The 21,783-nt window shown below is 30.6% G+C and carries 22 protein-coding genes and 1 other RNA gene; 20 read left to right on the top strand and 3 right to left on the bottom strand.

All coding sequences use genetic code 11. The features are described 5' to 3' along the window. Window positions 1-16: 16 nt before the first annotated feature. The 12 genes from ELQ04_RS02705 to ELQ04_RS02650 all read left to right on the top strand — a co-directional run bounded on the left by ELQ04_RS02705 (window position 17) and on the right by ELQ04_RS02650 (window position 10,926). Window positions 17-280, top strand: coding sequence for a DUF2018 family protein (locus ELQ04_RS02705; protein ID WP_002854834.1), 264 nt, complete (start codon window positions 17-19; stop codon window positions 278-280). A 2-nt stretch (window positions 281-282) separates the two neighbouring features. Then, window positions 283-819 (top strand): hypothetical protein, encoded by a 537-nt coding sequence (locus ELQ04_RS02700; RefSeq protein ID WP_004316533.1) that lies wholly within the window; start codon window positions 283-285, stop codon window positions 817-819. Window positions 820-832: 13 nt separating this feature from the next. Then, window positions 833-1,726: a hexaprenyl-diphosphate synthase gene (locus tag ELQ04_RS02695; RefSeq protein WP_004316530.1), complete on the top strand. Its 894-nt coding sequence runs from the start codon at window positions 833-835 to the stop codon at window positions 1,724-1,726. Further along, window positions 1,726-3,024: a glutamyl-tRNA reductase gene (gene hemA, locus ELQ04_RS02690; protein WP_134224431.1), complete on the top strand. Its 1,299-nt coding sequence runs from the start codon at window positions 1,726-1,728 to the stop codon at window positions 3,022-3,024. The genes ELQ04_RS02695 and hemA overlap by 1 nt, the downstream gene beginning before the upstream one ends. Beyond that, window positions 3,008-4,717 carry a proline--tRNA ligase gene (locus ELQ04_RS02685; RefSeq protein ID WP_079396635.1) on the top strand — a complete coding sequence of 570 codons (1,710 nt, stop codon included), beginning with the start codon at window positions 3,008-3,010 and terminating at the stop codon, window positions 4,715-4,717. Before hemA ends, ELQ04_RS02685 begins: the two co-directional genes overlap by 17 nt. After that, window positions 4,714-5,103: an FxsA family membrane protein gene (fxsA, locus tag ELQ04_RS02680; protein ID WP_004316522.1), complete on the top strand. Its 390-nt coding sequence runs from the start codon at window positions 4,714-4,716 to the stop codon at window positions 5,101-5,103. The genes ELQ04_RS02685 and fxsA overlap by 4 nt, the downstream gene beginning before the upstream one ends. Then, complete coding sequence (gene hemC, locus ELQ04_RS02675) at window positions 5,100-6,023, top strand: hydroxymethylbilane synthase (protein ID WP_004316518.1); 924 nt, start codon at window positions 5,100-5,102, stop codon at window positions 6,021-6,023. Before fxsA ends, hemC begins: the two co-directional genes overlap by 4 nt. Beyond that, the gene (locus ELQ04_RS02670) at window positions 6,020-7,822 is read left to right on the top strand and encodes a menaquinone biosynthesis decarboxylase (protein ID WP_004316515.1); all 1,803 of its coding nucleotides are present in this window, start codon (window positions 6,020-6,022) and stop codon (window positions 7,820-7,822) included. Before hemC ends, ELQ04_RS02670 begins: the two co-directional genes overlap by 4 nt. 156 nt (window positions 7,823-7,978) lie before the next feature. Then, on the top strand, window positions 7,979-8,344 hold the full coding sequence (locus ELQ04_RS02665; RefSeq protein ID WP_004316512.1) for a FlaG family protein: 366 nt from the start codon (window positions 7,979-7,981) through the stop codon (window positions 8,342-8,344). Between the two features lie 2 nt (window positions 8,345-8,346). Further along, window positions 8,347-10,272 carry a flagellar filament capping protein FliD gene (gene fliD, locus ELQ04_RS02660; RefSeq protein WP_134224429.1) on the top strand — a complete coding sequence of 642 codons (1,926 nt, stop codon included), beginning with the start codon at window positions 8,347-8,349 and terminating at the stop codon, window positions 10,270-10,272. An 11-nt stretch (window positions 10,273-10,283) separates the two neighbouring features. Continuing rightward, window positions 10,284-10,670 carry a flagellar export chaperone FliS gene (gene fliS, locus ELQ04_RS02655; RefSeq protein ID WP_002856740.1) on the top strand — a complete coding sequence of 129 codons (387 nt, stop codon included), beginning with the start codon at window positions 10,284-10,286 and terminating at the stop codon, window positions 10,668-10,670. Further along, window positions 10,651-10,926 carry a hypothetical protein gene (locus ELQ04_RS02650; protein ID WP_044778143.1) on the top strand — a complete coding sequence of 92 codons (276 nt, stop codon included), beginning with the start codon at window positions 10,651-10,653 and terminating at the stop codon, window positions 10,924-10,926. The genes fliS and ELQ04_RS02650 overlap by 20 nt, the downstream gene beginning before the upstream one ends. On the opposite strand, the gene rnpB is transcribed toward ELQ04_RS02650, so the two are convergent. Continuing rightward, an RNA gene (gene rnpB, locus ELQ04_RS02645) (RNase P RNA component class A) lies at window positions 10,924-11,244 on the bottom strand. The genes ELQ04_RS02650 and rnpB overlap by 3 nt on opposite strands. Window positions 11,245-11,357: 113 nt before the next feature. Here rnpB and efp point away from each other — a divergent pair. The 6 genes from efp to ELQ04_RS02615 all read left to right on the top strand — a co-directional run bounded on the left by efp (window position 11,358) and on the right by ELQ04_RS02615 (window position 16,950). Beyond that, a complete protein-coding gene (gene efp, locus ELQ04_RS02640) occupies window positions 11,358-11,927 on the top strand; it encodes an elongation factor P (protein WP_002855210.1) in 570 nt (189 codons plus the stop codon). Window positions 11,928-12,085: 158 nt separating this feature from the next. Further along, window positions 12,086-12,778: a DUF969 domain-containing protein gene (locus tag ELQ04_RS02635; RefSeq protein WP_002856730.1), complete on the top strand. Its 693-nt coding sequence runs from the start codon at window positions 12,086-12,088 to the stop codon at window positions 12,776-12,778. Next, on the top strand, window positions 12,765-13,718 hold the full coding sequence (locus ELQ04_RS02630; protein ID WP_004316506.1) for a DUF979 domain-containing protein: 954 nt from the start codon (window positions 12,765-12,767) through the stop codon (window positions 13,716-13,718). Before ELQ04_RS02635 ends, ELQ04_RS02630 begins: the two co-directional genes overlap by 14 nt. 9 nt (window positions 13,719-13,727) lie before the next feature. Then, window positions 13,728-14,732 (top strand): DUF2891 domain-containing protein, encoded by a 1,005-nt coding sequence (locus tag ELQ04_RS02625; RefSeq protein WP_004316504.1) that lies wholly within the window; start codon window positions 13,728-13,730, stop codon window positions 14,730-14,732. A gap of 117 nt (window positions 14,733-14,849) precedes the next feature. Next, on the top strand, window positions 14,850-16,142 hold the full coding sequence (locus ELQ04_RS02620; RefSeq protein ID WP_074469300.1) for an SLC13 family permease: 1,293 nt from the start codon (window positions 14,850-14,852) through the stop codon (window positions 16,140-16,142). A gap of 10 nt (window positions 16,143-16,152) precedes the next feature. After that, window positions 16,153-16,950 (top strand): amidohydrolase, encoded by a 798-nt coding sequence (locus ELQ04_RS02615; protein WP_004316499.1) that lies wholly within the window; start codon window positions 16,153-16,155, stop codon window positions 16,948-16,950. Here ELQ04_RS02615 and ELQ04_RS02610 read toward each other — a convergent pair. Both ELQ04_RS02610 and ELQ04_RS02605 read right to left on the bottom strand, forming a co-directional pair. Then, complete coding sequence (locus ELQ04_RS02610; protein ID WP_004316496.1) at window positions 16,947-18,032, bottom strand: FUSC family protein; 1,086 nt, start codon at window positions 18,030-18,032, stop codon at window positions 16,947-16,949. The two genes, ELQ04_RS02615 and ELQ04_RS02610, sit on opposite strands and share 4 nt — an antisense overlap. Then, complete coding sequence (locus tag ELQ04_RS02605; protein WP_004316494.1) at window positions 18,029-19,261, bottom strand: glutamate-5-semialdehyde dehydrogenase; 1,233 nt, start codon at window positions 19,259-19,261, stop codon at window positions 18,029-18,031. Before ELQ04_RS02605 ends, ELQ04_RS02610 begins: the two co-directional genes overlap by 4 nt. Before the next feature lie 70 nt (window positions 19,262-19,331). On the opposite strand from ELQ04_RS02605, the gene ELQ04_RS02600 reads away from it, so the two are divergent. Continuing rightward, a complete protein-coding gene (locus ELQ04_RS02600; protein WP_004316492.1) occupies window positions 19,332-20,267 on the top strand; it encodes an NAD(P)-binding domain-containing protein in 936 nt (311 codons plus the stop codon). 180 nt (window positions 20,268-20,447) lie between these two features. After that, on the top strand, window positions 20,448-21,776 hold the full coding sequence (locus ELQ04_RS02595) for an MATE family efflux transporter (RefSeq protein WP_044778145.1): 1,329 nt from the start codon (window positions 20,448-20,450) through the stop codon (window positions 21,774-21,776). Window positions 21,777-21,783: the final 7 nt, after the last annotated feature.

Raw genomic sequence — 21,783 nt, 5'->3', positions numbered from 1 at the left:
TTTTCAAGGAAAATTAATGGATTTTTTTGATGAAATGTTTAATAAAACTCCAAAAGAAAAATTTATAGAAATTATACAAAATGGAAATTTAGGAGCCTTAGAAAAAGTTTTTGAGGAATTTTTTGCTGATCATATTGCCATGGTAGAACTTTTAGAAAAACAAGGTTTAACAGAAATGGATGTAAAAAATTTCATATTAGAAAATGGTGATTTCATAGAAGAAAGACAAAATGATATTTATATAGAATTGGGCGCAAAAATTTTAGGGCACGAAGGCTAAAATTGTTTAAAATAAGCCCCTATTTAATTTGTATTTTTTTTATTTTTAGTAATGTTTTAGCATCTGAACCGACTTTTGATTATACTTATAAATTTATACTTAAAAAAGATGAGAGAGCTAGTGTGCAGATTAAAGAAATAGGCTATGAAGATAAGGTGCAAAATTTTGATTTTTATTGGACTTTGTTTGATAATACTAATATCATCGTACATTCGAAATTTCGCAAATATCCGCGTCAATTTGTGATGAGTTTAAGAAGAAATTTAGATTGGGTAACTCAAACTTTAATACCTGATTATACTAATCCACATATTGATAGAGCAAGACTTATTTTAGAATTTAGTGGTTATAATAAAGGTTTGGCAACTTTTACAGTTTATATAGAAGATAAGGAATCTCGTTTAATGGTAGAATTTTTAGATCCGAGAAAAAAAGCTTTACAAAATCCACCGCAAAACAATCAGGTTGTTCCTATGATTAATTTTAACGAACCTCAGGTAAAGCCATTAACAAGCAAAGACAATAATAATAGCAATTAACAAGGAAAAGATAGTGCAAAAAATAGATGAATTAATAAAACAGTTTTTACAAGAGCTTGGCTATGAACCTATTTTAAATATGCTTTCAAATGTAAAATCAGGGAAAAAATTACGCTCTAAATTATTATTAGCTATCGCAGATGAAAGTGAGATTGCTTTTAAAATTTGTGCAGCTATAGAATTGATACATCTTGCTAGTTTGTTACATGATGATATTATCGATGAGAGTGAATTAAGGCGTGGAGCAAGATCTGTTAATGCTGAATTTGGTACAAAAAATGCTCTTATGTTGGGTGATATTTTGTATTCAAAAGCCTTTTATGAATTAAGCAAAATGGATGCTAGATTCTCAAGTATTATTTCAGATGCTGTTGTAAAGCTTGCTATAGGCGAACTTATGGATGTTGATTTGGGAGAGAAATTTAATATCAATAAAGAAGCTTATTTGAAAATGATTTATAATAAAACAGCTGTTTTGATCGAAGCAAGTGCGAGATGCGGAGCTATTTTGGCTGGACTATACGAGAAAGATTTTGCAGAATATGGTAAAAATTTAGGACTCGCTTTTCAGATGATTGATGATATTTTAGATATTAAGAGTGATGAAAAAATTCTTGGAAAACCTGCTATGAATGATTTTAAAGAGGGTAAGACTACCTTACCTTATATTTATCTTTATGAAAATTTGCAAGAACAAGATAGGATATATTTGCAGACTTTATTTAAAAAAGATTTAAATGAAAATGAAAAAGAATGGCTAAAAACCAAATTTGAAGAACAAAAAGCTTTAGAAAAAGCTATTTTAGAAGCTAAAACTTATGCCAAAAAGGCTAGTAAAGCGATTGAAAAATATGATAATAACAAGCTTAATGATATTATTAAAGCTATGATAGATAGGGAATTTTAATGTATTATTGTATATCTTTTACTCATAAAAATACAGATATTGCCTTAAGGGAAAAGTTAAGCTTTTCCAATGAAGCTAAAAAAAGTGAGTTTTTAAAAATCATTAGCACTCATGAAAATATTGAAGAATGTTTGGTTATAAGTACTTGCAATCGTGTTGAAATTGTTGCTTTTGTAAAAATGGCCTGTGCGGAGTTTATTGTTAAATCTTTGGCTTTGCTTTGTGATGTTGATAAAGATATTTTACTTGAAAAAGCTGATATTTTTGAAGATAGTGGAGCAATCTACCATCTTTTTTCTGTAGCAAGTTCTTTGGATAGTTTGGTGGTTGGAGAAACTCAGATAGCAGGACAATTAAAAGATGCCTTTGCTTTTGCAGTAAAAAATAGTTTTTGTGGAGTGTACCTTTCACGAGCAGTGCATAGTGCTTTTAAATGTGCTGCTAAGGTACGCAATGAAACTCAAATTTCTAAAAATCCTATTTCTGTGGCCAGTGTTGCCGTGGCAAAAGCAAAAGAACTTGCAGATTTAACACAGAAAAAAGCTGTTGTTATTGGAGCTGGAGAGATGGGAGAGCTTGCGGCAAAACATTTAATTGCTGCGGGTGCTAAAGTGATTATTTTAAATCGTGATTTACAAAAAGCCAAAGATTTGTGCGAGAGACTTGGTGTTTTAAGTGAATATGATAGTTTAGAAAATTTAAAAAAATATTTAAATCAATACGAGTTTTTTTTCTCAGCTACTAATGCACCAAATGCTATTATTACAAATTCTTTAATAGAAGAACTTCCTTGCAAAAGGTATTTTTTTGATATTGCAGTTCCAAGGGATATTGATATTAATGAAAATGAAAATATATTTGTTTTTGCCGTAGATGATCTTGAGGTTGTAGTTCAAAAAAATTTAGCGTTAAGAGAACAAGAAGCTCGTATGGCTTATGGAATAATAGGTCGTGAAACAGGTGAATTTTTTAGATATTTAAATGATTTGGCTTTAATGCCTATTATTAAAGCTATACGCTTGCAAGCTAAAGAATATGCAGATAAACAGCTTGAAATTGCGTTAAAAAAAGGATATTTGAAAAAATCTGATAAAGAAGAGGCTAGAAAGTTGATTCATCAAGTTTTTAAGGCTTTTTTACACACGCCTACTGTAAATTTGAAACATTTACAAGGTAAAATGCAAAGCGATACAGTGATTAATGCTATGCGTTATGTTTTTGATTTGCAAAATAATCTTGAAGGTTTAAATCAATATAAATGTGAATTTGATATGGAGAATAATGATGAGATTTGCTAAATTTTATGCACCAAGTTTAAAAGAAGCGCCAAAAGATGCGAGTTTACCTAGTCATATTTTTTTAACGCGTGCGGGTTTTGTAGAACAAATTGGTAGCGGACTTTATAATTTCTTGCCTTTGGGAAAAAGAGTTTTAGACAAGATTAAAAATATAGTTAAAGAAGAAATGGATAAGGCTGGAGCACAAGAAGTAAATCTTAGTTTTATCACTCCTGCAAGTTTGTGGCAAGAAAGTGGGCGTTATAATGTTTTTGGAAAAGAACTTTTGCGTTTTAAAGACAGAAAAGAAAATGAATTTGTTTTAGGTCCAACACATGAAGAAGCTATGCTTTCTTTGGTAAAAAACAAAATCACAAGCTATAAACAACTTCCTTTGCACTTATATCAAATTGGACTTAAATTTCGTGATGAAGCAAGGCCTAGATTTGGGCTTTTAAGATGTCGTGAATTTTTAATGAAAGATGGATATAGTTTTCATGCTAATGAAGAAGATTTAGGGCGTGAGTTTGAGCTTATGTATAAAACTTATTCTCAAATTTTACAAAGAATGGGGCTTGATTTTAGAGCAGTTGAAGCTGATAGTGGGGCTATTGGTGGAAGTGGTTCTAAGGAATTTATGGTTTTGGCAAAAAATGGGGAAGATGATATTTTAATCTGTGAAAATTGTGATTATGCGGCTAATGTTGAAGCTGCAAAAAGAGCTAAAAAAACTTGTCAAGATGAGCGTCCTGAAGCAAATTATGCAAGTAAATTTCACACTCCAAATATTAAAACTATAGATTCTTTAGCACAATTTTTTAAAATCAATGCTTTTTATACGATTAAAGCAGTGGTAAAAAAAGCTATTTATGAAAATGAAAGCAAATTAGTTGTGTTTTTTATAAGAGGAAGTGATGATTTGCAAGAGGTTAAGGCTCAAAATGCTTGCAGTGCCCTTGAACTAGTCGATGCGAGCGAAGAAGAATTGGAAAAAGCTGGCTTAGTAGCTGGTTTTATAGGTTTTGTGGGATTAAAAGATATAGATTTTTATATAGATTTTGAGCTTGAAAACGAAAAGCAAATGATTATGGGTGCGAATGAAAAAGATTATCATTTAATCGGTATTGATGTTGTAAATTTAAATAAAGATCGTTTTAAAGATTTGATTGAAGTTAAAGAAGGGGATTGCTGTGCTAAATGTGGAGCAAAATTAAAACAAAGCAAAGGTATAGAAGTAGGGCATATTTTTAAACTAGGACAAAAATATTCCAAAGCGATGAATGCAAATTTCTTAGATGAAAATGGCAAAAGCCAGCCTTTTTATATGGGATGTTACGGCATAGGTGTTTCACGCTTGTTGGCTGTAGCTATTGAAGCAAGTCATGATGAAAAAGGATGTATTTGGAATAAAACTTTAGCTCCTTTTGTGCTTGAAGTTATTGTTTCAAATCTCAAAGATGAAAAGGCTTTAGAATTTGCTAATAAGCTTTATGAGGATTTAACTAATCTTGGATTAGAAGTATTGCTTGATGATAGAAATGAGCGTTTTGGGGTTAAAATGAATGATTTTGAACTTATGGGCTTTCCTTATGCGTTAGTTATTGGTAAAGGATTAGAAAATAATGAAATAGAGCTTATCCAAAGAGAAGGTTTGGTAAAAGAACTTATAAAAACTGATGAACTTATGGAAATTCTTAAAAAGAAAGTGTTATGAATTATAAATTAAGTTTAAGCCCTTTATTTGTACTTGAAATTATTGCAAGTATACTTTTTATAGTGTTTTTTGGTTTTGGTAATTTTTTATTTTTCATACTTTTGAGTATGATTTTTGGTGCGGTTTTATTGGGAATTTTTTGGAAAAATATGCTTGAATTTCAAATGGGTGGCTTAAAGGATATGTTAACACAATTTTCTTTTGTTATCGCAGGGTTTTTGCTTGTTTTTCCAGGGATTATTACAAGTGTTTTTGGAATTTTTGTATTTCTTTTTGGTATTGCTTTGAAATTAATAACTAAATCAAAATATCAATACACTAAGCAAGAGTATCAAAATTCTAATGAAGAAATTATTGATGTTGAAATTATAGAGGATAGAAAATGAAGCTTATTATCGCAACAAGAAAAAGTCAATTAGCTCTTTGGCAAAGTGAGCATGTAGCCCAAATTTTAAAAAACACACATAAAATTGAAGTGCTTTTAGAAGGTTTTAAAACAAAAGGCGATGTTTTGCTGGATTCTCCTTTGGCAAAAATTGGTGGTAAAGGACTTTTTACAAAAGAACTTGAAGAAAGTATGTTAAGAAAAGAAGCGCATTTAGCGGTGCATAGTTTAAAAGATGTGCCTAGTTTTTTTCCTCGAGGTTTAGTTTTGGCAGCGGTAAGTAAAAGAGAGCAAAGCAATGATGCTATGCTAAGTCAAAATTATAAAGATTTTCTTTCTTTGCCAAAAGGTGCAAAAATAGGCACTACTAGTCTTAGACGTAAAATGCAGCTTTTATTGTTAAGACCTGATTTAGAGATTATTTCTTTGCGTGGTAATGTTAATTCTCGTATAGAGAAATTAAAAAATAATGATTTTGATGCGATTATTTTAGCTATGGCGGGAATTAAACGCTTAAATTTAGATAAGCAAGTGAATTTTGTTTATGAATTTAGCAAAGATGAGCTTATTCCTGCGGCTTCTCAAGGAGCTTTAGGTATAGAAAGCATAAATGATGAAAAAATTTTAGAACTTTTAAAATGTTTAAATGATGAAAATGCTTTGATTGAAACAAGCATTGAAAGAGAATTTATTGCTACTTTAGAAGGGGGTTGCCAAGTTCCTATAGGTATTAACGCAGAGCTTTTAGGAGATGAAATTTGTGTGCGAGCGGTACTTGGACTACCCGATGGAAGTGAAATTTTAAAAGATAAAAGAATGATTAAAAAGAATGATTTTAAAGGTTTTGGAGAGAGTTTGGCTAAGGAGTTTATTGCTAAAGGTGCTAAAGAACTTTTAAAAAAAGCTGAGAGTATGATATGAAAGAATTTATTCAAATTTTAAAAGAAAATGATCTTTTAAGGGTAATTGAAGAGCCTGTAGATGTAGATCTTGAAATCGCTCATTTAGCCTATATAGAAGCTAAAAAAGGAGAAAAAGGTAAGGCTTTATTGTTTAAAAATCCTATAGATAAAAAATTAAATAAACAATATAAATTTCCTGTTTTGATGAATACTTTTTGCAATGAAAAGGCTTTAAATTTAGCTTTTGGGCGTGATTGTGAAGAGGTGGCTGAAGAAATTTCAAAACTCACCAAGCTTCATATTCCTACGAGTTTTAAAGCAAAAATGGATTTTTTTATGAATTTGTTAAGTTTTAAAAATGTTCCTCCTAAAAGACTGAAAAAAAATAAAGCCTTGTATGATTATGAAATTTTAAACTCACTTGAAGAACTTCCAGTGCTTAAAACTTGGGAAGATGATGCGGGTAAATTTATCACCATGGGGCAAGTTTATACACAAAATTTAGATAAAACTCAAAATAATCTTGGAATGTATCGTTTGCAAATGAGTGATAAAAATGAACTTTTAATGCATTGGCAAATTCATAAAGATGGAGCAAATTTTTATCACGAATACAAAAATGCTGGTTTTAAAAAAATGCCTGTAAGTATAGCCATAGGTGGAGATCCGCTTTATATTTGGTGTTCTCAAGCACCTTTACCTAAGGGAATTTTTGAACTTTTGCTTTATGGTTTTATTAAAAAAACTCCTGTAAAACTTACTCCTTGTGAGAATGAAATTTTTGTACCTTATGATAGTGATGTGGTTATTGAAGGTTATGTGGATTTAGAAGAATTTAAAATCGAAGGTCCTTTTGGAGATCATACGGGTTTTTACACTCCTGCTGAACTTTTTCCTGTGATGAAAGTAGAAAAAATTTATGCTAAAAAAGATGCGATCTATCAAGCAACGGTTGTAGGAAAGCCTCCTTTAGAAGATAAGATCATGGGACTTGGTACTGAAAGAATTTTTTTACCTTTGCTTCAAACTTCAGTACCTGATTTAATTGATTATAATATGCCTGAAAATGGGGTCTTTCATAATCTTATCTTAGCAAAAATCGATGCAAAATATCCCGCTCATGCGCAACAAATTATGCATGCATTTTGGGGAGTAGGGCAAATGAGTTTTGTTAAGCATGCAATTTTTGTGGATAAAAATGCACCTTCTTTGAAAGATTATGATGCTTTAATTCTTTATATTTTAAATCGTTTTGATACAAAGAAAATTTTAATTTCAGAAGGAATTTGTGATCAATTAGATCATGCTTCACCTAATTCTTGTTTTGGGGGTAAAGCAGGACTTGATGCTTGTGAAGAAATACAAGTTGAAGAGCTTGAAATTTTAGAAGATGAAAAATTACTAGAACTTTTTAAAACTAAGGTAGAACTTTTAAATTTAAAGCAATTTTATAAAGAAAGTAAAAGTCCTATAGTTTGTATTTTGCTTGATAAAAAAGAAAAAATTGAGCAAAGTTTTGACAAACTTTTAGAATTTAAAAAACATTTTAGGATTTTAGTGTTTTTAGATGCTGAAAATAAGCTTGAAAATTCTTATATGCTTGTTTGGCGTGTGGTAAATAATATAGATGCTAAAAGAGATATTTTTATCAAAGAAGAAAGACTTGGAGTAGATGCAAGTGCTAAAGGTGAAGCTGAGGATTATTTAAGAGCTTGGCCTAAGCAAACAGATTGCACTAAAAGCGTCATAGAAGATTTGATCTTGCGTAATATTTTAGAAAATAATCCAGATCTTTTTAATAAATTTGAAATTTTTTAAGATAATTGAGATTTTTTTTAAAATTTTGGCACAGTTTTTGCTTATTGTTTTTTATTATTGAAAAATAAATTTTTCTTTACTAGGTGTTCATAAATTTATAAATTTGTCGATATAAGCTTTTAACCAGCAATAGGAAATTTTAAAAAGGATTTTAAAATGGAAATATCGAAGGCAAATGGGCAAATGGATACAGCTTTGGCAAACATTAGCCAAAGAACAAGTGAGACACAGGCTAGTTTAAACATTCAAACCGATAGAAGTCAAGGCCAAGGAGGCGATGATGGACAACAACAAGGTGTGAGTGAAAAGTTGGCTGATATTACAAAAAAGTTAAATGAGCAAATGGATTCTCTAGATACCAATGTTCGTTTTGGTTATAGTGATAAAATCGGTTCTATGTATATTAGCGTGACTGAAAAAAGCACTGGAAGGGAAATTCGTCAAATTCCTAGTGAAGAGGCTATGAGATTAGCTGAGTATTTTAGGGATGTGATAGGAATGATATTTGATAAGGAGAGTTAAAAATGGCATTTGGTAGTCTAGCTAGTTTAGGATTTGGTTCTGGGGTTTTAACTCAAGATACTATAGATAAATTAAAAGAAGCAGAGCAAAAAGCTCGTATTGATCCTTATACTAAAAAAATTGAAGAAAATACAACTAAACAAAAAGATTTAACAGAAATCAAAACTAAATTACTAAGTTTTCAGACGGCTGTTTCATCATTAGCCGATGCTACGGTTTTTGCGAAAAGAAAAGTTGTAGGAAGTATTAGCGATAATCCTCCAGCAAGTCTTACAGTTAATTCGGGTGTTGCTTTACAAAGCATGAATATCAATGTTACTCAACTTGCACAAAAAGATGTGTATCAAAGCAAAGGATTAGCAAATGACAGCGGTTTTATTAATGCAAATTTAACTAGAACCACCGATCTTACTTTTTTTTCAAATGGCAAAGAATATACTGTTACGGTAGATAAAAACACAACCTATAGAGATTTAGCTGATAAAATTAATGAAGCTAGTGGAGGAGAGATTGTCGCTAAGATTGTAAACACAGGAGAGAAAGACACTCCTTACCGCTTAACTTTAACCAGTAAAGAAACAGGCGAAGACAGTGCGATAAGTTTCTATGCGGGAAAAAAAAATTCGAATGGTCGGTATCAAAGTGATTCAGAGGCAGAAAACATATTCAAAAATCTTGGATGGGAATTAGATACAACGAGTTCTATTAATCCAGCTAAGGATAAAGGTTATGGCATTAAGGATGCTTCTTTGCATATCCAAACTGCGCAAAATGCAGAATTCACACTTGATGGCATTAAGATGTTTAGATCAAGTAATACTGTTACCGATCTTGGTGTAGGAATGACTTTAACTTTAAATAAAACAGGTGAAATTAATTTTGATGTACAGCAAGATTTTGAAGGTGTGACAAAAGCTATGCAAGATTTGGTGGATGCTTATAATGATTTAGTAACCAATCTTAATACTGCAACTGACTATAATAGTGAAACTGGAACAAAAGGAACTTTACAAGGCATCAGTGAAGTAAATTCAATACGCTCAAGCATTCTTGCTGATTTGTTTGATTCTCAAGTTGTTGATGGAACTACTGAAGATGCAAATGGTAATAAAGTAAACACTAAGGTTATGCTTTCTATGCAGGATTTTGGCTTAAGTTTAAATGATGCAGGCACTTTGAGTTTTGATTCTTCTAAATTTGAACAAAAAGTTAAAGAAGATCCAGACTCTACTGAAAGTTTTTTTTCAAATATTACTAAATACGAAGACATTAATCACACAGGAGAGGTAATTAAGCAGGGAAGTTTGAATCAATATCTTGATTCTAGTGGCACTGACGATAAAGGTTTAGAATTTAAACCAGGAGGTTTTACTATAGTTTTTAATAATCAAACATACGATTTATCTAAAAATTCTGATGGTACTAATTTTAAATTAACAGGAAAAACAGAGGAAGAATTGCTTCAAAATTTAGCTAATCATATAAACAGTAAAGGTATTGAAGGCTTAAAAGTTAAGGTTGAATCCTATGATCAAAACGGTGTTAAAGGGTTTAAGTTGAATTTTAGTGGAGATGGTAGCTCGGATTTTTCAATCAAAGGAGATGCTAAAATTCTCAAGGAATTAGGTTTGTCTGACGTAAATATAACCTCTAAGCCTATAGAAGGTAAAGGTATTTTTTCAAAATTAAAAGCCACGTTGCAAGAGATGACTGGAAAAGATGGTTCAATTACAAAATATGATGAGAGTTTGACAAATGATATTAAATCATTAAATACCTCTAAAGACTCAACTCAGGCTATGATTGATACAAGATACGATACAATGGCGAATCAATGGTTGCAATATGAGAGTATTTTAAATAAACTCAATCAACAGCTAAATACTGTAACTAATATGATTAATGCGGCAAACAATTCTAATAATTAAGGATAAAAAAGATGCAAAATAATTTAGCCTATAATGCTTATTCTCAAAATCAAGTGGGGATAGAGTCTCCGCAAAAACTTATTGAAATGCTTTATGAGGGAATTTTGCGTTTTTGTGCAAGAGCTAAAGTAGCCATAAGAAATGAAGATATAGAACAAAGAGTGTATTTTGTAAAAAGAACCACGGCTATTTTTATAGAGCTTATTAATACTTTAGATTATGAAAAAGGCGGAGAAGTGGCGCATTATTTAAGCGGACTTTATACAAGAGAAATTCAACTTTTATCTTTGGCAAATTTAGAAAATAACGAAGATAGAATCAATGAAGTTATAAATGTAACCAAAGGTTTGCTAGAAGCTTGGAGAGAAGTGCATAACAATGAAACAGTGGCTCAGTGATTTTAAACTTGCATTAATCCAAGAAAATATCAATAAACTTGAAAATTTACTTGATGAACTTGATATGAAAGCTTTTATTAAAAATTTAGCCAAAGAATCGCCTTCAGAAGATTTTTTAAAAGAAAATGCAAATGATGTATTTCATCAAGTTCAAGCTCTTTTGCGAGAAGCTGTTATACTGATTGAACAAAAGAAAAAAACAAAAGCTGTTGAAATTCAAAAATTTCAAAAAGCGTTGACATATTTTAAATCTTAAAAAAGCATAGCGATAAGCCGAGTTCTGTCTTGAATGCTCATTTATCTAGTTTTGTTTTTGCAAACAAAATCAAGCGAAGGGTTAAAACAAAGACGCTAACCATCCCTTCTTGCTGCACATTGGGTTTACATAGCCGAAATTGTTACCAAAATCGCTGGTGGGCTTTTACCCCGCCGTTTCACCTTTTCCACTTGCGTGGTAGTTTTCTTTCTGTTGCACTATCCCTTAGGTTGCCCTAGCCATCTGTTAGATGGAATGTTTGTCTTTAGCAGCTCGGACTTTCCTCTTCTAAAAAGAAGCGAGCATTTACTATGCTTTAAAGTTGGATTTTAACGTAATTTTACTTATTTTTTCATCAAATAAAATAATTTTATTGTGATATCAATCAAAATTTGATAGAATTATTTTTTATTTTTTAACAAAGGAAATTTATGGCATCTTATTCAATGGGTGATTTAAAAAAGGGACTTAAAATAGAAATCGATGGAATTCCTTTTAAAATAGTTGAGTATCAGCATGTAAAACCAGGTAAAGGTCCTGCTTTTGTGCGTATTAAAATCAAATCTTTTATTGATGGTAAAGTACTTGAAAAAACTTTCCATGCAGGCGATAAATGCGAAGCTCCAAATTTAGAAGATAAAACTATGCAGTATCTTTACGATGATGGTGAAAATTGTCAATTTATGGATACGCAAACATATGAACAAGTAGCTATCAGTGATGATGATGTAGGTGAGGCAAAAAAATGGATGCTTGATGGTATGATGGTAGATGTGCTTTTTCATAATGGTAAAGCTATCGGCGTAGAAGTTCCACAAGTTGTTGAACTCAAAATCATCGAAACAGCTCCAAATTTTAAGGGTGATACTCAAGGATCAAATAAAAAACCAGCTACATTAGAAACAGGTGCAGTAGTGCAAATTCCTTTTCACGTGCTAGAAGGTGAAGTTATACGCGTTGATACTGTGCGTGGTGAGTATATAGAAAGAGCGAACAAGTAATACAAAAAAGCTTTTGGACTATTCCAAGGCTTTTTTAAATTTATATAAAATTTATTTTGTTACTTAATTTCTCATTCCATTCTTAAAAATATTTTTTTAAACTTTTCTTCAATTTAAAATTTCTATAATATTTCTAATTTATATTGTGGAGATGGTTGATGGAATGGTTACTTCTTGCTTCTATACCTTTGATTGTTTTAGGTTTTGCTTTAAAGATTAACCCCTTTTTAGTGGTAACTTCAGTTGGAATTTATGCTGGACTTGTTTCAGGTTTTGATTTTGTTAAGGTTGTTAGTGATATAGGAAAATCTTTTGTAGATAATCGCTATGTTGCTATAATTTGGCTTATTTTACCTTTACTTGCTGTTTTGGAACGCAAAGGCTTAAGAGAGCAGGCTAAAAATTTAATATCCAAAATAAAAGTTGCCAGTACAGGACGAATTTTAATGTGTTATTTTGTTTTTAGACAAGTTACTGCAGCTTTAGGGCTTTTATCTTTAGGCGGACATGCACAGATGATAAGACCTTTAATAGCCCCTATGGCAGAAGCTGCAGCTAAGCTTAAATTTAAAAACTTAACACATAAAGATAGTCAAAAAATCAAAGCCTTTTCTGCGGGAACGGATAATGTTGCTGTATTTTTTGGAGAGGATATTTTTATAGCCGTGCATTCTATTTTATTTATTAAAGCTTTTTATGAGAGCAATGGTATTATTGTTGAGCCATTGCATTTATCAGTTTGGGCTATACCAACTGGAATTTTGGCTTTAATTATCCATTGTTCTAGACTTTATTTATTTGATAAAAGATTAGAAAAAACTTATAAAGGGTTGAGTGATGATAAGTCTTGATTTGCTTTATTATATTGTAGGAATTTTATTTTTAGTTTTTGGAATTTTAAGTTTTTCTAATCAAGCTAAAGATATAAAATCAAGAATAAGCGGCGGGGTATTCTGGATAAGTTATAGTTTTACTTTTTTACTAGCAGGAGTTTTGCCTCATTTTGTGATGGGTTGTATAGTGATTTTACTAGCACTTATAGCAGGATTTAATTTATTAAAACCAGCAAAGATTGAAGTTAGCAAAGAAGAAAAAGAATACGAGATAAAACATGCAAATATTTATAAAAATAAACTTTTTATTCCTGCTTTAATGGTTCCTTTGATTACACTTATTGGGACTTTTTTATTTCCCTATTTGAGTTTTTTTGAAAATAAAAATGCTACATTGATGGCTTTGATTATAGGTATAATTATTTCTTCAGTAGTTGCTTGTTTTATGTTTAAGGCTTCTCCTAAAAGAGCCGTTAAGGATGCAGCACATACTATGGATCACATTAGTTGGGCGGCGCTTTTGCCGCAAATTTTGGCTACACTTGGAGTAGTTTTTGTTTCTACAGGAATGGGCGATCAAGTATCTAAACTTTTATCTAGTTATATTAGTTTAGATAATGCTTTTATTGCAATAGCTGTGTATTGTATTGCTATGGCGCTTTTTACTATAGTAATGGGTAATGCTTTTGCAGCTTTTCCTGTGATTACTGCTGCTATTGCTTTGCCGATTTTAATCATACAAATGCATGCAAATCCTGCTATTATAGGTGCGATTGGAATGCTTAGTGGATTTTGCGGAACTTTAATGACGCCTATGGCTGCAAATTTTAATATAGTTCCTGCGGCACTTTTAAATTTGGATGATAAAAATGGCGTAATTAAAGCCCAGTTTATGTCAGGACTTGTTTTGCTTGTGGCTAATATCTTTTTAATGTATTTTTTAGCTTTTAGATTTTAAGGAGAAACAATGGAAAAATTTATAAAACAATTTAGCTTTATTGCACTAGAAAATATTTTTAGAGAATTGCCAAATAAAATTACACATTCTTTTAATGATATCAATGATATTAAACCACCAAAACTTATGTATCCTATATTTTATGGTTCTTATGATTGGCATTCTAGCGTGCATTCTCACTGGCTTTTGGTGAAAATTTTAAAAGATTTTTCTCATTTTGCTCCAAAGGATGAAATCATCAAAGCTCTAGATTCTCAATTTAGCAAAGAAAAAGCAGAAGGAGAGCTTAAATATCTTCAAAACCCTGCACACAAAGGTTTTGAAAGACCTTATGGATGGGGATGGTTTTTAAAACTGGCTTTGGAGATAAATTTACTTGCTAAGGAAAATGACAAAGCTGAAATTTGGGTTAAAAATTTAGAAGGCATAGCTGATTTTTTTGTTAAAGAATTTAAGGAGTTTTTGCCTAAGATGGATTATCCTATACGAGTTGGAACCCATTTTAATAGCTCTTTTGCTTTGTATTTTGCTTTAGAATATGCAAGATTTAAAAAAGATCAAGAATTAGAGTATTGCATCATCCAAAGTGCTAAAAAGTGGTTTTTAAATGATAAAAATATGCAAGCTTTAGAGCCTTGTGGAGATGAGTTTTTATCTCCTGTTTTGATGGAAGCGGTGCTTTTAAGTACTGTTTTACCTAAAAATGATTTTGTAAAATTTTTTAAAGTATATTTGCCAAATTTAGAAGCAAAAGAGCCTGCAACTTTATTTACCCCTGTGAGTGTGAGTGATAGGAGCGATGGTAAAATAGCACATCTAGATGGGCTAAATTTAAGTCGTGCTTGGTGTTTTAAAATACTTTCAAATTTTTGCGATGAAAATTTAAAAATTCTTTTAAGAAATAATGCTACAGAGCATTTTGATAAAGCCATAGCTCATATAGAAGATGATTATCTTGGGTCGCATTGGCTAGGAAGCTTTGCTTTGCTTGCTATGGATGTGGATATTTTATAAAAATTTCATAAGATGAGTAAATTTGTTACTAAATAGATATTTTTTAAATTTAGATTTTGTTTTTATGCTTTGAAAAATATATTTTTTGATATTATAAGCCCTATAATATTTTAAAGGATGATAATGGTTTTTTTAATCATCTCTAGTATTATAGTGGCTATTATTTTGGGCTATATTACTAGACATAATGTTGGAATTTTTGCTATGATTTTTGCTTATATTATAGGAGCTTTTTTTATGGATTTAGCTCCTAAAAAAATCATAGCTTTTTGGCCTATTTCTATATTTTTTGTTATTTTTGCTGTTTCATTGTTTTATAATTTTGCAACCGTAAATGGAACTCTTGAAAAATTAGCTGGACATTTGATGTATCGTTTTGCTAATCATCCTTATTTGCTTCCTTTTGTTATTTTTGTGGTTAGTGCTATTATAGCTGCTTTAGGAGCAGGTTTTTATACAGTTTTAGCTTTTATGGCACCACTTACTTTTTTACTTTGCGATAAAATCGGTTTAAGCAAAATTGCTGGAGCTATGGCTATAAACTATGGTGCTTTGGGAGGAGCAAATTTTATGACTTCTCAAAGTGGGATTATTTTTCGTGGATTGATGGAAAATTCAGGCATTGAAGCAAATGAAGCTTTTGTAAATTCTAGTATTATTTTTGCTTTTACTATAATTTTGCCTATTGTGGTATTATCTTTTTTTGTGTTTAATGCTTTTAAAAATAATATAAAAATCAGTGTTATTTCAAAACCTGATTCATTTGATTATAAACAAAAAACTACTTTAATTCTTATGTTTATGATGATTGTTGTTGTTTTAATCTTTCCTGTGCTAAATATTATTTTTCCACATAATGAGACAATTAGTTATTTTAATAAAAAAATAGATATAGCTATGATAGCCATGATTTTTGTTGCCATTGCTTTATTTTTAAAATTAGCCGATGAGAAACAAGTTGTTGCTTTAATTCCTTGGGGAACCTTAATAATGATTTGTGGAGTAGGGATGTTAATTAGCATAGCGGTTGAAGCAGGGGCTATAAAATTATTTTCAGATCTTGTAGAAAATGAGATCAATGTGATTTTTATTCCGTTAATAATGTGTGCTATTGCAGCTTTTATGTCGCTTTTTTCAAGTACTTTGGGTGTGGTTACTCCAGCTCTTTTTCCTATAGTTCCAAGCATTGCTGCAAGCAGTGGGTTAAGCGAGGTATTGCTTTTTTCTTGTATTGTTGTAGGGGCTCAAGCTTCTGCTATTTCTCCTTTTTCTTCTGGAGGAAGTTTAATTTTAGGATCTTGTCCTGACAAATATAAGGAAAAATTATTTAAAGATTTACTTATTAAAGCTGTGCCTATAGGATTTATAGCGGCGATTTTAGCTACTATTATAATGAGTTTTATTTTATAAGGATAATTTAATGAAGATTGATACTCATGCACATATATTTTTGAAAAAGTTAAATACGGTTGCAAATGCAAGATATAAGCCTGATTATGATGCTAGTTTTAAAGATTATAAAGCAAATTTAGATCATTATGGTTTTGATAAAGGGGTTTTAGTTCAGCCAAGTTTTTTAGGTGTTGACAATGAATTTTTGCTTCAGAGTATCGAAAAAGATGAAAATATAAAAGCTATAGTTGTGGTTGATGAAGGTATTAAATTTGATGAGCTTAAAAAACTAAAAGAAAGAAAAGCTTGTGGAGTTAGATTAAATTTAATAGGCAAAGAATTGCCAAATTTTAAAAGTATGGTTTGGACTCAATTTTTTGAAAATTTAAGTAAGCTTAAAATGCAAATAGAAATTCAAAGAGATTTAGATAATAATCTTGTTGATATTGTTGAAAATTTAATTCCTTATGGTTGTAATATCGTTATCGATCATTTAGCAAGAGCTAATGCAAACTTAACAAATTTAGAGGATCTAATTTGTTTAAAAAACTCTAGAATATTTTTTAAAATTAGCGGTTTTTATAGAGCAAAAATAGACTATGTTAATAATGAACAAGCTGTAAAATTTGCAAAGAAAATATATGAAATTTTAAAAGAACATTTTCCACTTAGCAATTTTGTTTTTGGAAGCGATTGGCCACATACAAATTTTGAAGCAAATGTTAATTTTTCATCGGCTCTAGTAGCTTTTAATGAAGTTGTCGTATCTAAAAAAGAACAAGAGCAAATTTTAGGGGATAATGCTTGTGCTTTATTTGACTTTTAAGCTTTTTGTTTTATCCTAAAGATGTATTTTGCAATGCGTTCAAAATGTACTCTTAGATAAGGTTTGTAAATTACAAAACCACCTAAAAGTCCTAAAATGCTTCCTATTACGACATCAATTAAACGAGCGAGTATTAATGTATCTGCATTTTCGCTCATAAAATTGGCTGCTTCTGAAAGATAGGTAGCATAAGGAGTAAAGAAAATCATAGCTAAAGCATAGTTTCGATTGACTAAAAATTGTCCTATAAAAAACAAAGACATCATAAGTAAAACAAGCTCTATATCGTGAAATTGTTTAGATAAAAGCCACCATGCAAAACATACTCCTAAGGCCGTTCCTATGATGCGTTGAATTTGTTTAATCCATATAGAATTTAAAGTTACACCTTGCATAATAGCTGTGCAAGAAATGGCTATCCAATAACTTCTTTCAAGTTCTAAAAAAGTTCCTATAAATATAGAAAAAGCCACAAAAGAACCCATGATCAAAGAATCCACAAAAACTGCATCAAAACCTATGTATTCTCTAGGTGGAATTTCGCTAGGTAAAGCATTTTTAAATCCATAAATCACAACGATAGAATATAACAAAGCCATTAAATTAGCTACCATTGCCCCAAGAAAAACAAGACCCACTAAAAAGATAAAATCCTTAGCTTCAAAAGGAGAATAAGCTCCTAAAACACAAGAAAATACAAAGAAAAAATATCCAGGTGCACCAATGTTATAATATCTAATTAAAATAGAACTTCCCATGGCCACAAGTCCTATAGGGATGAAGGCAAAAATTGCAGGCAAAAAATGGGTTAAAATTCCTAAGAAAAAACTAGAAACTATGCCAAAAGAACAGCACATCACAACAGCCATTCTATGATATAAAGGAGTGTTTGGAACATATAAAAAAGACAAAGCTCCTATCATGGCAATGAGTCCATAGTTTAATTTTCCAAAAAATACACTAAGCCCTAAAACTATACCCACGCCTAAAGCTGCAAAAAAAGGCATTTGCCAAACTTGTTCGCTTGAATTTAATTTAGCAATTTCTTTAAAGTGTTGCTTTAGCATTTCTATTTTATTCACTCTCGAATTTGTCCTTCCCCACTGATTATATATTTATAAGTGCAAATATCTTCAACTCCCATAGGACCTCTTGCATGCAATTTGCTGGTTGAAATTCCAACTTCTCCACCAAAGCCAAATTCTCCTCCATCGCTAAAACGCGTTGAAGCATTAGCATAAATACAAGATGAGTTTATAAGGCGTTGAAATTTAGCGATATTTGAAGCATCATTTGAGATAATGGTTTCAGAATGCAAGGAGCTGTGTTTATTGATATGCTCTATAGCTTCATCGCAATCTTTTACTAATTTTACACTTAAAGCAAAATCAAGCCATTCTGTATCAAAGGTATTTTCATCTGCTTTAAAAACTTCTAAATTTGAGTTGTTAAAATAAGCCAAAGCGTTTTCATGGGCGTGAATTTTTACCTTAAATTTTTCAAATTCAGGGATTAAAAGACTTATAAAATTTTTAGCAATTTTTTCATGGATTAAAAGCGTTTCTAAAGCGTTACAAACACTTACTCTTTGACACTTTGCATTAAGGATTATTTTTAAAGCCATATCTAAGTTAGCACTTTGATCTACAAAAGCATGGCACAAGCCTTTATCTTGCCTTATGAGAGGAATTTTAGTATTGTTTGCAATTTCTTGTATCATGTTTGAACTTCCGCGAGGTATGATCACATCGATTAAATCATCAAAAGCTAGAATTTGCAAGATCTCATCTCTTTGAGTAAACATAGCAAAACAATCTTGCAAATCAAATTCCTTAAGTACTTTATTAACAAGAGTAAATATAGCCTCATTTGTAAATTTTGCTTCACTTCCACCTTTAAATACACAAGCATTGGAACTTTTTATCATTAAAGCTGCGATTTCAGCGCTAAGACTAGGCCTTGCTTCGTAAATAACACAAATGAGTCCTAAAGGAATGCTTATTTTTTGTATGTTTAAACCCGCATAATTTTTCCAGCCTTTAGAAATTTTGCCTATAGGATCTTCGATGTGAGCGATTTTTTCTAGGCCTTCACAAAGAGCTAAAATACGTTTTTCATCTAATAAAAGCCTATCTTTCATTGCTCTGCTTTTTGTGAAATTTGCCATATCTTTTTTATTTGCTTCTAGGATAATTTTGAAATTTTCTCTTAAAATTTGAGCTAATTTTAGAATAATTTTTTCTTTATCTTTGGGTGTTAAGTTAAGTAGTTTTTGAGAATTTTTCTTAATATTTTCAAGCAAATTTCGCATTTTTAATCCTTTATTTACAAAAAACTTGATAAATTATACAAAAAAATTTAGAATTGAAAGGTAAATATAAATGAAAAAAATAGATTTAATCGTAGTAGGTGCAGGTCCAACGGGCATAGGCTGTGCGGTTGAAGCCAAGCTTAAAAACAAAGAAGTTTTAATACTAGAAAAATCAAATAACATTTGTCAAACTTTAATGCAATTTTATAAAGATGGCAAAAGAGTAGATAAAGCTTATAAGGGATGTGAAGGAACCAATCACGGACATGTTCCTTTTGAAGATGGCACCAAAGAAAGCACTATAGAAACTTTTCAAAACGCTTTAAAAGAGCACAATATAGAAGTTGAATTTGGCTCTGAAGTTGAGAGCGTTAAAAATGAAAATGGAGTTTTTTTAGTAAGCACAGCTAAAGGTGTTTATGAGTGTAAAAACATTATTGTTGCTATAGGTAGAATGGGTAAGCCTAATAAACCTGATTACAAACTTCCTATAACTTTAACAAAAATCATTAATTTTAATGCCAATTCAGTTTTAGCAAATGAAAAAATTCTTGTTGTAGGTGGTGGAAATTCAGCAGCAGAATACGCTGTGGATTTGGCTAATTCAAATCAAGTTAGCCTTTGTTATCGTAAAAAAGAATTTACAAGATTAAATGATATAAATCTTAAAGATATTCACGAAGCTGGAAATTCAGGTAAGGTAGAGTTAAAACTAGGAATTGACATTAATGAAGTAGAAGATGATAATGGCAAGGCTAAGGTAAATTTTACCGATGGTACAAGCGATATTTATGATAGAATCATTTATGCTATTGGTGGTTCTACTCCACTTGATTTTTTACAAAAATGTGGGATTAATGTTGATGATAAAGGCGTGCCTTTAATGGATGAAAATAAACAAAGCAATGTTAAAGGCATCTTTGTAGCAGGAGATATTGCTACTAAAAATGGAGCAAGTATAGTTACAGGGTTAAATGACGCTGTGAAAATTCTTTCTGTACTTTAAAATTTAGCCTTTGGGCTAAATTTTTATTTTAGTTTAATCTAGAAAATTCATATGCAAAATAAAATAAATATTAATAAACTTATTGCAAAATTACTTTATTTAAATTCTTACATACTAGGACTTTTGGCATTTTATTAGCGGTTTAAAATATTTTTAATTTTAAATATTTTAAGGATTATTATGTCAAGTATTTTTAACACCTTAAGCCCTTTTAGGCTTTTTGTAAAATGTGCCGTGCCAAATGTTATAAGCATGGCTTTTATTTCTTTTTATTATATAGTTGATGGAATTTTTGTTGGAAAATATCTAGGAAGCGATGCTTTAGCGGCACTAGCTTTGATTATTCCCTTTATCATGATGTCTTTTGCTTTGGCTGATATGATAGCTATAGGATCAGCAGTGCAAATTTCGATGCATTTAGGTTTAGGCAAGAAGAATTTAGCTAGAAAGATATTTAGCTCAAGTATGTTGATTATCTTTATAATCTCTTGTTTTATCGGAATTTTGGAGTATTTTTTAGGACCTGTTTTGATTGATTGTTTAAATGTTAGCAATGAGATTAAAACGATGGCTAAAGAATGTATGTTTGTTTTTGCTTTGTTTGCACCTTTTACTATGCTTTCTTTTGCTTTGGATAATTATTTAAGAATTTGCGGAAAAACTGCTTATAGTATGGTAATGAATGTGATTATAGCATTGAGCAATATAGTGCTTGATTTTATTTTTATAATCGAGTTGGGTTGGGGCTTATTTTCAGCTGCTCTTGCAACTTGTTTGGGACTTGTTTTAGGTGGTATTTTTGGAATTTTTCCTTTCTTGTTTCAAAATTTAGAGCTTAAAATTTCGAGCCTATATATGAATTTAAAAATTTTTAAAAATATTCTTTATAACGGAAGTAGTGAGTTTTTTGGCAATATTTCAGGATCTTTATATAGTATTTTTGCAAATTTTGTTTTATTAAAAATTTCTGATACTCAAGCCGTGGCAGCCTTTTCTATAGTTTTATATATTGATAGTTTTATTATAATGCTTATTATTGCTATGGGTGATGCAATGCAGCCTGCGCTTAGTTACAACTGTGCTAAAAAAGATTTTTCAAGAATTAAAGCTATTGTAAAAGTGGTATTTTTTGCAGGGGGATTTTTATCTTTATTCTCTATAGTGCTTATATTGATATTTGGAGAAAATTTAATCACGCTTTTTACAAAAGAAAACAATCAAGAATTTAAAACTTTTGCTTATGCAGCTTTGATGCTTTTTGCTTTTAATTATTTTTTTGCATGGTTTAATGTTCTAAGCGGTTCTTTTTTAACAGCTTTTAATAAGGCAAGCTTTTCTTTGGTTTTAAGTTTGGCGCAAAATTTATTTATACCTTTGTTTTTTCTTTTGTTTTTATCTTATTTTATAGGTTTAAATGGAGTATGGCTAAGTCCATTTTTTGCTGAATTTTGTGTTTTGATTTTAGCTTGGATTTTTCTTAAAAGAATTTTTAAAGATCTATCTTTATAGGAGATAG

The sequence above is a fragment of the Campylobacter sp. CH278 genome (assembly GCF_004378845.1).
Lineage (GTDB): Bacteria > Campylobacterota > Campylobacteria > Campylobacterales > Campylobacteraceae > Campylobacter_D > Campylobacter_D jejuni.
This window is presented reverse-complemented; position numbering and strand designations above follow the sequence as displayed.

Coding starts and splice junctions, on each gene's coding strand:
- ELQ04_RS02705 (WP_002854834.1), top strand. CDS start 17: ATGGATTTTTTTGATGAAATGTTTAATAAAACTCCAAAAGAAAAATTT.
- hemA (WP_134224431.1), top strand. CDS start 1,726: ATGTATTATTGTATATCTTTTACTCATAAAAATACAGATATTGCCTTA.
- ELQ04_RS02685 (WP_079396635.1), top strand. CDS start 3,008: ATGATGAGATTTGCTAAATTTTATGCACCAAGTTTAAAAGAAGCGCCA.
- fxsA (WP_004316522.1), top strand. CDS start 4,714: ATGAATTATAAATTAAGTTTAAGCCCTTTATTTGTACTTGAAATTATT.
- hemC (WP_004316518.1), top strand. CDS start 5,100: ATGAAGCTTATTATCGCAACAAGAAAAAGTCAATTAGCTCTTTGGCAA.
- ELQ04_RS02670 (WP_004316515.1), top strand. CDS start 6,020: ATGAAAGAATTTATTCAAATTTTAAAAGAAAATGATCTTTTAAGGGTA.
- ELQ04_RS02665 (WP_004316512.1), top strand. CDS start 7,979: ATGGAAATATCGAAGGCAAATGGGCAAATGGATACAGCTTTGGCAAAC.
- fliD (WP_134224429.1), top strand. CDS start 8,347: ATGGCATTTGGTAGTCTAGCTAGTTTAGGATTTGGTTCTGGGGTTTTA.
- fliS (WP_002856740.1), top strand. CDS start 10,284: ATGCAAAATAATTTAGCCTATAATGCTTATTCTCAAAATCAAGTGGGG.
- ELQ04_RS02650 (WP_044778143.1), top strand. CDS start 10,651: ATGAAACAGTGGCTCAGTGATTTTAAACTTGCATTAATCCAAGAAAAT.
- efp (WP_002855210.1), top strand. CDS start 11,358: ATGGCATCTTATTCAATGGGTGATTTAAAAAAGGGACTTAAAATAGAA.
- ELQ04_RS02635 (WP_002856730.1), top strand. CDS start 12,086: ATGGAATGGTTACTTCTTGCTTCTATACCTTTGATTGTTTTAGGTTTT.
- ELQ04_RS02630 (WP_004316506.1), top strand. CDS start 12,765: ATGATAAGTCTTGATTTGCTTTATTATATTGTAGGAATTTTATTTTTA.
- ELQ04_RS02625 (WP_004316504.1), top strand. CDS start 13,728: ATGGAAAAATTTATAAAACAATTTAGCTTTATTGCACTAGAAAATATT.
- ELQ04_RS02620 (WP_074469300.1), top strand. CDS start 14,850: ATGATAATGGTTTTTTTAATCATCTCTAGTATTATAGTGGCTATTATT.
- ELQ04_RS02615 (WP_004316499.1), top strand. CDS start 16,153: ATGAAGATTGATACTCATGCACATATATTTTTGAAAAAGTTAAATACG.
- ELQ04_RS02605 (WP_004316494.1), bottom strand. CDS start 19,261: ATGCGAAATTTGCTTGAAAATATTAAGAAAAATTCTCAAAAACTACTT.
- ELQ04_RS02600 (WP_004316492.1), top strand. CDS start 19,332: ATGAAAAAAATAGATTTAATCGTAGTAGGTGCAGGTCCAACGGGCATA.
- ELQ04_RS02595 (WP_044778145.1), top strand. CDS start 20,448: ATGTCAAGTATTTTTAACACCTTAAGCCCTTTTAGGCTTTTTGTAAAA.